This is a genomic window from Oscillibacter sp. KLE 1745 (assembly GCF_000469445.2).
In the GTDB taxonomy this organism is placed as follows: Bacteria; Bacillota; Clostridia; order Oscillospirales; family Oscillospiraceae; genus Oscillibacter; species Oscillibacter welbionis.
Genome location: NZ_KI271765.1, coordinates 6,752 through 18,710, shown reverse-complemented (window position 1 = coordinate 18,710; position 11,959 = coordinate 6,752). Strand labels below are relative to the sequence as shown.

General features: G+C 64.5%; 11 protein-coding genes and 1 tRNA gene. 11 read left to right on the top strand and 1 reads right to left on the bottom strand.

Annotated features, from left to right (window positions below):
- Positions 1-138: 138 nt before the first annotated feature.
- Positions 139-215 (bottom strand) — tRNA-Arg (locus HMPREF1546_RS15795).
- A gap of 162 nt (positions 216-377) precedes the next feature.
- On the opposite strand from HMPREF1546_RS15795, the gene HMPREF1546_RS15790 reads away from it, so the two are divergent.
- The 11 genes from HMPREF1546_RS15790 (at position 378) to HMPREF1546_RS15740 (ending at position 11,857) form a co-directional block, all read left to right on the top strand.
- Positions 378-1,007 (top strand): hypothetical protein, encoded by a 630-nt coding sequence (locus tag HMPREF1546_RS15790; RefSeq protein WP_021751483.1) that lies wholly within the window; start codon positions 378-380, stop codon positions 1,005-1,007.
- Positions 1,008-1,291: 284 nt separating this feature from the next.
- Positions 1,292-1,606, top strand: coding sequence for a hypothetical protein (locus tag HMPREF1546_RS15785; RefSeq protein ID WP_021751481.1), 315 nt, complete (start codon positions 1,292-1,294; stop codon positions 1,604-1,606).
- Between the two features lies 1 nt (position 1,607).
- Positions 1,608-3,530 (top strand): V-type ATP synthase subunit I, encoded by a 1,923-nt coding sequence (locus tag HMPREF1546_RS15780; protein WP_021751480.1) that lies wholly within the window; start codon positions 1,608-1,610, stop codon positions 3,528-3,530.
- A 14-nt stretch (positions 3,531-3,544) separates the two neighbouring features.
- Positions 3,545-4,033 (top strand): V-type ATP synthase subunit K, encoded by a 489-nt coding sequence (locus tag HMPREF1546_RS15775; RefSeq protein ID WP_021751479.1) that lies wholly within the window; start codon positions 3,545-3,547, stop codon positions 4,031-4,033.
- A 22-nt stretch (positions 4,034-4,055) separates the two neighbouring features.
- Positions 4,056-4,742 (top strand): V-type ATP synthase subunit E, encoded by a 687-nt coding sequence (locus tag HMPREF1546_RS15770; protein WP_021751478.1) that lies wholly within the window; start codon positions 4,056-4,058, stop codon positions 4,740-4,742.
- Between the two features lie 16 nt (positions 4,743-4,758).
- Positions 4,759-5,763, top strand: coding sequence for a V-type ATPase subunit (locus tag HMPREF1546_RS15765; RefSeq protein WP_021751477.1), 1,005 nt, complete (start codon positions 4,759-4,761; stop codon positions 5,761-5,763).
- Positions 5,764-5,775: 12 nt separating this feature from the next.
- A complete protein-coding gene (locus HMPREF1546_RS15760) occupies positions 5,776-6,096 on the top strand; it encodes a V-type ATP synthase subunit F (RefSeq protein ID WP_021751476.1) in 321 nt (106 codons plus the stop codon).
- 480 nt (positions 6,097-6,576) lie between these two features.
- Positions 6,577-8,349, top strand: a complete 1,773-nt coding sequence (locus tag HMPREF1546_RS15755) for a V-type ATP synthase subunit A (protein WP_021751474.1) — start codon at positions 6,577-6,579, stop codon at positions 8,347-8,349.
- Positions 8,346-9,728 (top strand): V-type ATP synthase subunit B, encoded by a 1,383-nt coding sequence (locus HMPREF1546_RS15750; protein WP_021751473.1) that lies wholly within the window; start codon positions 8,346-8,348, stop codon positions 9,726-9,728. Before HMPREF1546_RS15755 ends, HMPREF1546_RS15750 begins: the two co-directional genes overlap by 4 nt.
- 149 nt (positions 9,729-9,877) lie before the next feature.
- Positions 9,878-10,570 (top strand): V-type ATP synthase subunit D, encoded by a 693-nt coding sequence (locus tag HMPREF1546_RS15745; RefSeq protein ID WP_021751472.1) that lies wholly within the window; start codon positions 9,878-9,880, stop codon positions 10,568-10,570.
- A gap of 81 nt (positions 10,571-10,651) precedes the next feature.
- A complete protein-coding gene (locus tag HMPREF1546_RS15740) occupies positions 10,652-11,857 on the top strand; it encodes an FprA family A-type flavoprotein (RefSeq protein ID WP_021751471.1) in 1,206 nt (401 codons plus the stop codon).
- Positions 11,858-11,959 lie beyond the last annotated feature (102 nt).

Sequence of the window (11,959 nt, the reverse complement as noted above, 5' to 3'; positions counted from 1 at the left end):
AATCCAATGTGTCCATTTTATGGGGTACAGTTTAAGCGGCAAATGGGGCAGTGAATGGGTCAAATCGTGGGTCAGAAAAATAAACACCTCGAAAAAGTACAAAAAACCCGCCGATTTCAAAGAAATCAGCGGGTTTCCTGGTACGCCCTGAGGGATTCGAACCCCCGGCCTTCTGGTCCGTAGCCAGACGCTCTATCCAGCTGAGCTAAGGGCGCACATCCTGTCCTGCCGGACAGCTTTATTATAATAGCATGTCTGATTTCAAAATGCAAGAGTTTTTTTGGATTTTTTATGTTAATTTTCAAACCCTTGTAAACGCCGGGGTTCTGTGCTAAAGTGGAGTTAAAGTTTTCATTCGGGAAAGAGAGAAGCGGACCATGGAGAACTACGCATTCAAAAGCGTCGCGTTCGGCGGATTCGACAAGCAGGATGTGATCCACTATATTGAGCAGACTGCCAAGGAGGCCGCCGCCGTCCAGGAGAGGCTGCAGAAGGAGAACGAGGACCTGCAGACAGAGGCGGACAGCCTGCGGACCCAGGTCCGGGAGCTGCAGACGCGGCTGGAGACGGAGACCGCCCTCCGGGAGCAGGCCCAGTCCGAGCTGGAGCAGGAGCGCACAGCCCGGCAGGGGCTGGAGGCATTCAAGCCGGAGGCTGAACGGCTGGCCGCTGAGCTGGAGCGGCTCCGGCCGGAGGCGGAGGCCTACGCCCAGTTCCGGGACCGGGTGGGGGACATCGAGTGCGACGCCCACAAACGGGCCGCTGAGCTGGAGGCGTCCACCACCGCCAGGCTGCGCCGCACGGTGGAGCTGTTCCGGGCCCAGTATGTGACGCTGATGTCCTCCTTCGAGTCCACCGCCTCCCATGTGACGGCGGAGCTGCGGAAAGTTGAGGTCAACCTGTCTCAGCTGCCCCGGGCGATGGACCAGGCGGGGACAGAACTGAACGAGTTGGCCACCCTGCTGGACCGGAGCACCAAGAAAGAGGAAAAAGAGCCGCGGGGTTGAGCACCGCCGGATCTGAACGCTCGAATGGTGAGCCGGTCGAAAAACATGCATTGGTCAAAGCCGGATTGAGCCCGCAGATCGACCGCAAAGACTTGGGCGCACTCCGCGGATAATTGCCCCCGAAGCTGCCTAAGATAAGACGAACGGGGAGACTGCCCTGGAAAGGAACGACGCGCTATAGACGACCATCCGGGTATTCCTGCCGCCGGCAAGCGGCGGCAGGGAGGCCCTGAAGCCATCCATTTCGCATAGAGAAGCCCCATGACAGGAAAGAGGTGAAGAAGATGCCACTGGAAGTCATCGAGAACATCACACGCGTGGAGGCGGATAACCGGGAGCGCAAGGCCTCCGCAGAAGCAAAGGCGAAACAGATCGTCGCCGATGCACAGCGGGACGGTCTTGCGCTCTTGCAGCAGACGCGGGCTGCCGCTGCGGACCGGGGGCGGGAGCTGCTCCGTCAGGCGGAGGCAAGAGCTGCGGCCAGAGGAGACGAGATCGGGCAAGAAGCCCAGGCGGAGGCGGAGCGCCTGCGCCGTGAGGCGGAGAAGCGGCTGGACATGGCTGCCGATCTCATTGTCGGAAGGGTTGTGAAAGACTGACATGGCCATTGTAAAGATGAAGAGGCTCCGGGTGATCGCCATGGCAGCCTGCCGGGAAGAGCTGCTGGGGCAGCTCCAGCGGCTGGGCTGTGTGGAGATCCGGGAGCCGGAGACCGCCGGGGAGGACTGGTCCGGCCTGCTGGAGCGGGAGAGCTCCCGCCTGGCGGAGGCCAAAGGCGCCCTGGCGGAGGTGAACACCGCCCTGGCCGCCATGCGGCGGTACGGACAGGTGAAGGACGGGCTGTTTGTCAAGCGCAGGCTCGTCACAGAGAAGGAGTTTCTGGGCGGTGGACTGGAGGCGCAGGCCAAAACCGTCACCCAGGACGTGGGGGAGCGGCTGCGGACCCTTTCCGGGATCCAGACCGAGATGTCCCGCCTTCAGGCTCGCCGGGCAGGGCTGCTGCCCTGGCAGGATCTGGACCTGCCGCTGGAGGCGGAGGGAACGGAGCACGTGCTCTCCCGCCTGGGGACCTGCCCCGCGGGAACGGACGTGGGCGCCCTGCGGCTGGAGTTGGAGGCGCTGCCTGCGGAGTTGCTGGAGATCAGCGCCGACAAGCAGCAGCGATACCTGCTGCTCCTCTGCCACCGGGCGGCGGAGGAGCCGGTAATGGAGGTCCTGCGGGCCCACGGCTTCAGCGCGGCTGCTTTTCCGGGGGTCACCGGCACGGCGGCAGCGGATCTGAAGCAGACCGACCGGCAGCTGGAGGAGCTCCAGCGCAGGCGGGAGGAGGCCGAGGCGGCCATTGCGGAGAGCGCCCGGGAGCGGGACACCCTGCGGACCTACGCGGACCGGCTGACAGCGGAGACCGCTCGGGAGAGCGCGGCGGAGCGGCTGCTTACCGACGGGACCATTGTCTTCTTCGAGGGATGGGCCCCGGCGGAGCGCATGGCGGACGTGAGCGCCCTGCTGGAGCGCCTGGGCTGTGCCTGGGAGGCGGCGGATCCCGCGCCGGAGGAGTATCCGGAGGTGCCGGTGAAGCTGAAGAACAACTGTCTGACCCGGCCGCTGAACATGGTGACGGAGATGTACTCCCTGCCTGCCTATGACAATGTGGACCCCAACCCCCTCATGGCGCCGTTTTTCATCCTCTTCTACGGCGTGATGATGGCGGATATGGGATACGGACTGCTGATGATGCTGGCCTCCGTCTTTGTCCTGCGGACATACCGCCCGAAGGGAACGATGCAGCACTTCTTCGGCCTGCTGGGCTTGTGCGGCATCAGCACCTTTGTGATGGGCGCCCTGACAGGCGGTTTCTTCGGCGATTTCCTCACCCAGCTGGCCCAGCTGATCCACCCGGAGAGCACGTTCGCCCTGCCAGCCCTGTTCACGCCGCTGGACGACACGCTGATGATTCTGGTGGGCGCCATGTGCCTGGGCTTTGTCCAGATCCTCACCGGCATGGTGATCAGCGTGGTAGGGAAGCTGAAGCGCGGACAGTTCCTGGACGCGTTCTGGGAGGAGATCACCTGGTGGGTGGTCTTCGCCGGAATCGCGCTGGCAGTGCTGGAGGTGACGAACCTGGTGCTGTATGCGGGCATCGTGCTGGTGGTGGCCGGGCCTGTCATCAACGGAAAGGGATTCGGGAAGATCACCGGGATCTTCGGCTCCCTGTACAACCACGTGACCGGCTATTTCGGGGACATCCTGTCCTACTCCCGGCTGATGGCCCTGATGCTGTCCGGCAGCGTCATCGCTCAGGTGTTCAACACCTTGGGCGCCATCCCCGGCAACGTGGTGGTGTTCTTCATCGTCTCCATGGCGGGAAACGCCCTGAACTTCGCGCTGAATCTGCTGGGCTGCTACGTCCATGACCTGCGGCTCCAGTGCCTGGAGTTCTTTAAAAACTTCTATCAGGACGGCGGAAAGCCCTTCCGCCCCCTGGCGGTGGATACAAAATACGTGGATATTCAAAAAGACTGAGGAGGAATCGAGATATGGAGTTCTTTGAGGCATTCGGCGGTTTGGCATTGGGTCTGCTGGGCGCTGGTCTGGCAGCGGTCCTCTCGGGCATCGGGTCGGCCAAAGGCACCGGCATCGCAGGCGAGGCGGGCACGGGGCTTCTGTGCCAGGATCCCAGCAAGTTCGGCAAGGTGATGATCCTCCAGGTGATCCCCGGCACCCAGGGTCTGTACGGCCTGGTGGTGTGGTTCTTCGCGGTGTTCCGCATGGGGCTGCTGGACGGCACCGCCTTTGATATGACCGTGCAGGAGGGGCTGCGGTATTTCGTGGCCTGCCTGCCCATGGCGTTGGGCGGCCTGTTCTCTGCCATCGCCCAGGGCCGCGTGGCCGCCGGGTCCATCAACCTGCTGGCCAAGAAGCCCGACGACTGGTCCAAGGGCATGGTGCTGTGCATCACGGTGGAGTTCTACGCGATCCTGTCCCTGCTGGCCTCCATGCTCATGATTATCAACATCAGCGGCTGACCCTGGAGAAAGGGGACAGAGTATGAACGGTATCGACAAGATCACACAGCGGATCGGCGCGGACACCCAGGCGGAGATCGACCGCATCCTGGCGGACGCCGCCGCCCAGGCGGAGGCCGCGGCCGACAAGTTCCGCACCCAGGCGGAGGCCGAGGACCGGGACCTGCTGGCAAAGAGCGAGAGGGCCGCGGCGGAGCGGGAGGAGCGCCTTGTCAGCGCCGCCCAGATGGAGGCCCGGAAGACGCTTCTGACCGCCAAGCAGGAGATGGTGGAACGGGCTTACCAGCGGGCGCTGGAAAAGCTCCGTTCCCTGCCGCAGGAACAGTATGTGGAGCTGCTGGCGGCGCTGCTGGCGCGGGCGTCCTCCACCGGACGGGAGGAGGTTGTCTTCTCCCCGGAGGATCGGGAGGGCGCCGGCAAGGCGGCTGTGGCCCGGGCCAACGAGCTGCTGGCCAAGGAGGCCGCGCCGGAGCTGCCCCTCGGGGACGGCGTGGTAGCCAATCTTCTGAACAAGGTGGCCGCCGGCGTCAGCGCCTTCGCGCAGGGCACGGCCATGCTGGCCGTGTCGGAGGAGACCCGCGACATCTCGGGCGGCTTCATCCTGAAGGATGGGCGCATCGAGGTCAACTGCACCTTTGACGCCCTGGTGCGCGCGGAGCGGGAGCAGACCGCCGGCGAGGTGGCGAAGCTGCTGTTCCCGGAGGCGTGAGGAAGGAGGCGTCGGTTTGGCAAAGACCATCAAGGACACCGATTACCTGGTGATCTCCGCCCGGGTGAAGGCCCTGGAGACAGGGCTTCTGACGGCGGAGCGGATGGAGCAGATCCTGGATGCCAAAAGCGGCGAGGACGCGGGGAAGCTCTTGCAGGAGTGGGGGTATCCCCAGCTGGATCCCCGGCGGCCGGAGGCCATGGACGCGGCATTGTCCGCCGTGCGGGAGGCCACCTTGGCCGACTTGGCGGAGGGAACGCCGGACGCCCGGTATATCGATCTCTTCAAAGTGAAATACGACTATCATAATGTGAAGGCCCTGCTGAAGGCGGAGGCTGTGGGCACCGCCCCGGACCGTATGCTGATGGACATGGGCCGGGTAAGCACCGCCGAACTGGCAGAGGCGGTCCGCTCCCGGGAGCTGGATGGCTTGCCGGAGACGCTGGCCGCGGCCGTGGCGGAGGCCCGGGAGGTGCTGGACACCACCCGAGATCCCCAGCTCAGCGACATCGTGCTGGACCGGTGGTGCTACCGGGATATGGCGGCCCTGGCAGAGGAGACCGGCAGCGCGTTCCTCCGGGGCTATGTGGCGGTGCAGGTTGACGCAGTGAACCTGCGGACGGCGGTGCGGACGCTGCGCATGGGAAAGGGGGCGGACTTCCTCCTGGGCGCGCTGCTGGAGGGGGGAGACCTCGCTCCGGATGCGGTGGCAAAGGCCGCCTCCAGCGGGGCCGCGGGCCTGCGGGAGCTCTACGGCGCCACTCGCTTCCGCGACGCCGCGGAGGCAGGGGCAGAGGCCCTGAAGGGCGGCCCCCTGACGGCGTTTGAAAAGCTCTGTGACGACGCGGTGGGGGACTATCTGGCGGGCGCTCAGTCCGTGCCTTTCGGCGAGGCCCCTCTGGTAAGCTATCTGGCCGCACGGGAGACGGAGTACACGAACCTGCGGATCCTGCTGATGGGCCGCGCCGCCGGCATCGACCCGGCGGTGATCCGCACCCGCCTGCGGGCAAGCTATGTGTAAGGAGGCGGCGCCATGGCCACAACGTATCGGATCGCCGTGATCGGCAGCTGGGAGTCCGTCATGGGCTTTCGGGCCTTGGGACTGGAGACGTATCCCGTCACCGCCCCCGAGGAGGCCCGGGAGACCATCCGGGAGCTGGCAAAGAGCGGTGACTGCGGCATCATCTATCTGACGGAGCAGCTGGCAAAGGACCTGCCGGACGTGCTGGACCGGTATAAGGACGAGCTGCGGCCCGCCATCATCCTGATCCCCGGCCGGGAGGGCTCTCTCGGCATCGGTATGAACAACATCCAGCAGTCCATTCAGAGAGCGGTGGGCGCGGATATCCTCTGAGGAGAACAGGCTGACGCCGCTATGGCATTGCGATTTTCGACCCTGTTTGGGCCGCAATCGCGCCTCGTGTGCACACCGTCGGGCCAAGCCGGTCAGCAGGTGTTGCCGCACCTGCCGACCGGGGGCCTTCCTCGAAACAGCCCCGCTTTTCCGCCTCTGGCGGCGTTTCGGCTGTTTTCCCTGAGATGTGCCGGCGGGCGAACCCGCCTGCGCTGAATTCCCGCGCCGGTCTGCACCCAAGGGGATTTCCGCGCCGCTTCCAGCGGCTTGGGCGCGGACTGGTGGACGCCGCCCCAGGCGGCTGAGTCGGGGATTGTTCACCGCATACACGCTGCGGCGGACATGATGAATATTTTTCTTTTGCCTTACGGTGGGAGAACTGGAAAAACCGCGGGTTTTTCCGGGCACTATTTCTTGGCTCCGGCGGTTCGCGCCGGAGGTCCTTCCGGCGAAACTGGTGTGAAAGAAGGTTGAGCGAGTTTGAGCGGTAAGATTGTGAAGGTATCCGGACCGCTGGTGGTGGCCACGGGCCTGGCGGACGCCAATATGTCCGACGTGGTCCGCGTCGGCCCCCAGCGGCTGATCGGCGAGATTTTGACGATGAAGGGGGACTCCGCCTCCATCCAGGTGTACGAGGAGACCTCCGGCCTGGGACCGGGGGCGGAGGTGGTCACCACCGGCGCTCCCATGAGCGTGGAGCTGGGCCCCGGCATGATCGAAGGCATCTATGACGGCATCCAGCGGCCGCTGGAGAAGATCGTGGAGAAGGTGGGTGCCAACATCACCCGGGGCGTGGAGGTCCCCGCCCTGGACCGGGAGAAGAAGTGGGACTTCACCGCCGTGGTCACCCCCGGCACAAAGGTGGAGGGCGGCGACGTGATCGGCACCGTGCCGGAGACGCCGGTGGTGCTCCACAAGATCATGGTGCCTCCCAACATGAGCGGCACCATTACGGACATCAGGAGCGGCTCCTTCACCGTGGAGGAGACCGTGGCCACCCTGCGCACCGACAAGGGGGAGGACGTGCCCCTGACCATGGTGCAGAAGTGGCCGGTCCGGATCGGGCGGCCCTACAAGCACAAATATCCCCCCAAGCGGCCGCTGTGCTCCGGCCAGCGGGTCATTGACACCCTGTTCCCCATTGCCAAGGGCGGCACCGCCGCCGTGCCCGGGCCCTTCGGCTCCGGCAAGACTGTGGTGCAGCACCAGCTGGCCAAGTGGGCGGATGTGGACATCGTGGTCTACATCGGCTGCGGCGAGCGGGGCAACGAGATGACCGACGTGCTCCGGGAGTTCCCGGAGCTGAAGGACCCCCGCACCGGGGAGTCCCTGATGAAGCGGACGGTGCTGATCGCCAACACCTCCGACATGCCCGTGGCCGCCCGTGAGGCGTCGGTCTACACGGGCATCACCATCGCGGAGTACTTCCGGGACATGGGCTACGACGTGGCGGTCATCGCTGACTCCACCTCCCGCTGGGCGGAGGCCCTGCGCGAGATGTCCGGCCGGCTGGAGGAGATGCCCGGCGAGGAGGGGTACCCCGCATACCTTGCCTCCCGTCTGGCCCAGTTCTACGAGCGGGCCGGCAGCGTGGCCTGCATCGGCTCCGATGACCGCCGGGGCAGCCTCACCGCCGTGGGCGCCGTGTCGCCGCCGGGCGGCGACCTGTCCGAACCCGTGGCGCAGGCCACCATGCGGATTGTCAAGGTCTTCTGGGCCCTGGATTCGTCCCTGGCCTACAAGCGCCATTTCCCGGCCATCAACTGGCTGAACTCCTACTCCCTGTATCTGGACTCCCTGAAGCCTTGGTTTGACGAGAACCTGGGACCGGAGTTCCTGGAGGACCGGGCCAGCGCCATGAGCATCCTCCAGAGTGAGGCCAGCCTGAACGAGATCGTCCAGCTGGTGGGCAAGGACGCCCTGTCCCCGGCGGACCAGCTGACGCTGGAGGTGGCGCGGATGGTGCGGGAGGACTTCCTGCAGCAGAACGCCTTTGCGGATGTGGACAGCTTCTCCAGCTACGACCGGCAGGAAAAGCTGCTGGCCATGGTCCTGCGGTACGACCGGCTGTGCCGGGAGGCCATCTCCAAGGGCGCGCCGGTGGCGAAGCTCTTCGCCGTTCCGTCCCGTGAGAAGATCGGCCGGGCCAAGAGCGTGCCGGCTGAGGAGTACCAGCAGGTCTACCAGCAGATCTCCGCGGAGATGGAGCAGGAGATCACCGCCATTGCGGAGGAAGGAGGAGAGGACGCATGATCCGGGAATACAGAACGGTAGAGGAGATCGCCAGTCCTCTGATGATCGTCCGCATGGTGGACGGCGTCACCTATGACGAGCTGGTGGAGGTGGAGCTCCACGACGGCTCCGTCCGCCGGGGCCAGGTGCTGGAGGTCAACGGCGACACCGCGGTGGTGCAGCTGTTCGAGTCCGCCGCCGGCATCAATCTGGCGGACGCCAAGGTCCGCTTCCTGGGCCATCCGCTGCAGCTGGGCGTGTCCGCCGATATGCTGGGACGGGTGTTCAACGGCATGGGCCGGCCCATCGACGGCGGGCCGGAGATCCTGGCGGAGGAGTACCGGGACATCAACGGCCTGCCCATGAACCCGGCGGCCCGGGACTACCCCAACGAGTTCATCCAGACCGGCGTCAGCACCATCGACGGGCTGAACACCCTGGTCCGCGGGCAGAAGCTGCCCATCTTCTCCGGCTCCGGTCTGCCCCACGCCAATCTGGCGGCCCAGATCGCCCGGCAGGCCAAGGTGATCGGAGACGACACCTCCAAGTTTGCCGTGGTGTTCGCCGCCATCGGCATCACCTTTGAGGAGTCGGAGTTCTTCGTCAGCGAGTTCAAGCGCACCGGCGCCATCGACCGGACGGTCATGTTTTCGAACCTGGCCAACGACCCGGCGGTGGAGCGCATCGCCACCCCCCGGATGGCCCTGACCGCCGCGGAGTATCTGGCCTTTGAGAAGGATATGCACGTGCTGGTCATCATGACTGACATCACCAACTACGCCGAGGCATTGCGGGAGGTCTCCGCCGCCAAGAAGGAGGTCCCCGGCCGCCGCGGCTTCCCTGGGTATCTGTACACGAACCTGGCCACCATCTACGAGCGGGCTGGCCGCCAGCTGGGGAAGAAGGGCTCCATCACGCTGATCCCCATTCTGACCATGCCGGAGGATGACAAGACCCACCCGATCCCCGACCTGACGGGCTATATCACCGAGGGGCAGATCATCCTCAGCCGGGAGCTGTACCGCAAGGGCATCCACCCGCCGGTGGACGTGCTGCCGTCTCTGAGCCGTCTGAAGGACAAGGGCATCGGCGAGGGCAAGACCCGGGAAGACCACTCCGGCACCATGAACCAGCTGTTCGCGGCCTACTCCACCGGCAAGGACAACAAGGAATTGATGTCCATTCTGGGCGAGGCGGCTCTGACGCCCACGGACCTGCTGTACGCCAAATTCGCCGACGAGTTTGAGAAGCGGTATGTGAACCAGGGCTACGAGGAGAACCGTTCCATCCAGGAGACGCTGGACCTGGGCTGGGAGCTGCTGAGTATCCTGCCCAAGAGCGAGCTGAAGCGGATCAAGCCGGAGTATATCGAAAAGTACTGGCCCAAGAAGGAGCTGTGAGCCCCTTCCGGGGACCCCGGGATTTTGGCGGCCGCCCTCTCTTGGCTGCGGCCCATGATGAGGATTTGCCACGCGTCTGCTGCGGCGCGGAGGCGCCGGGCCGCTGACCGCGGGCTCCCAGGCCAGGATGGAAAGAAGGCGATTGACAGATGCCCAATATCACGGTCAACCCCACCCGGATGGAGCTCACCCGCCTGAAGGGCAAGCTCCGCACTGCCCAGCGGGGCCACAAGCTGCTGAAAGACAAGCGCGACGAGCTGATGAAGCAGTTTCTGGACACGGTGCGGGAGGTCCGCGCTCTGCGGCAGGAGGTGGAGGAGGAGCTGATGACAGTCCACGGCGCCTTCACCGTGGCCTCTGCGCTCATGAGTTCCCAGGCGCTGGAACAGGCGCTGCTGGACCCCAAGCAGAGTGTGAAGCTGACGCAGACCACCAAAAATATCATGTCGGTTAACGTGCCGGTGTATGATTTCCAGACGCAGACCCGGTCTGACGCGGACATCTACCCTTACGGGTTCGCGGCCACCTCCGGCGAGCTGGACACGGCCGTGGACGCCCTGGGAAAGGTGTTCCGGAAGATGCTGAAGCTGGCGGAAGTGGAGAAATCCGCCCAGCTGATGGCGGAGGAGATCGAAAAGACCCGCCGCCGGGTGAACGCTCTGGAGTACGTGGTGATCCCCAACACCCAGGATGCCATCCGGTATATCACCATGAAGCTGGACGAGAACGACCGGGCCACCACCACCCGTTTGATGAAAGTGAAGGATATGCTGCTGCAGCAGTCCATCGAGGAACAGCGGCAGCGGGACGCGGAAGTGCTGGAGCGGTTCCGGGAGGCTTGACGAAATACGCAAAGCGGTGTAGGATAATAACGCTACACCGCTTTGCTGCGTTTAACGCGTTAGAAAGGAAGAAAAGCAACTATGCATTGCGTGACAAACATCCACGAGGACCTGTACTGGCTGGGAGGCTCTGACCGGCAGCTGGCGAAGTTTGAGAATGTGTTTCCCATTCCCCGGGGCGTCAGCTATAACGCCTATCTGGTGCTGGATGAGAAGACCGTCCTGCTGGACACGGTGGACAAGGCCGTGGGGGAGCGGTTCTTCGAGAACCTGGAGTTTGCCCTGGCCGGCCGGCCCCTGGACTATGTGGTGGTGAATCACATGGAGCCGGACCACTGCGCCACCCTGGGCGAGCTGCTGCGCCGCTGGCCGGGCGCCCAGGTGGTGGCCAACGCCAAGACTGTCCCCATGGTCAGCCAGTTTTTTGACTGTGATATCTCCAACCGGGCTGTGGTGGTGAAGGAGGGGGATACCCTCTGCACCGGCCGCCACACCTTCACCTTCCTGATGGCCCCCATGGTCCACTGGCCGGAGGTGATGGTGACCTATGACGCCGCCGACAAGGTGCTGTTCTCCGCCGACGCCTTCGGCACCTTCGGCGCCCTGAACGGCAACATCTTTGCCGATCAGGTGGACTTTGAGCGGGACTGGCTGGACGATGCCCGCCGCTACTACACCAACATCGTGGGCAAGTACGGTGCCCAGGTCCAGTCCCTGCTGAAGCGGGCCGCCGGGATGGAGATCCAGATGATCTGTCCCCTCCACGGTCCCATCTGGCGGGAGAATCTGGAGTGGTTCCTGGAGAAATACCAGCGCTGGAGCACCTACACCCCCGAAGACCGGAGCGTGGCCATCTTCTGCGGCTCCATCTACGGCCACACGGAGAACGCCGCGGAGATCCTGGCCGCCCGCCTGGCAGAGAGGGGCGTAAAGAACATCTCCCTGTACGACGTGTCCCATACGGACGTGTCCTACCTTGTCAGCGAGGCCTTCCGGTGCAGCCATCTGGTGCTGGCTTCCGCTACATATAACGGGGAGATCTACACCCCTATGGAGAACTTCCTGCGGGATCTGGCCTGCCACGGTCTCCGGGGCCGTTCCGTGGCCCTGATCGAGAACGGCACCTGGGCCGCCCGCTCCGGGATGCTGATGACCAAGCTCCTGGAGGAGATGAAAGAGATGCGGGTGATGGAGGGGACCGTGACGCTGAAGTCCTCTGTCAAGGAGGCCCAGCGCCGGGGGCTGGAGTCCTTGGCGGACGCCATTGCCGACGAGCTGCTCCATTGAGAGGATGAGAAAATACCCCTGCCGGAGTTCCGGCGGGGGCATTTTCCGTTTCAAAGGCCCGAAAGGAGCGGAAAAAACCGCCCGCCGTGATCTGCGGCGGGG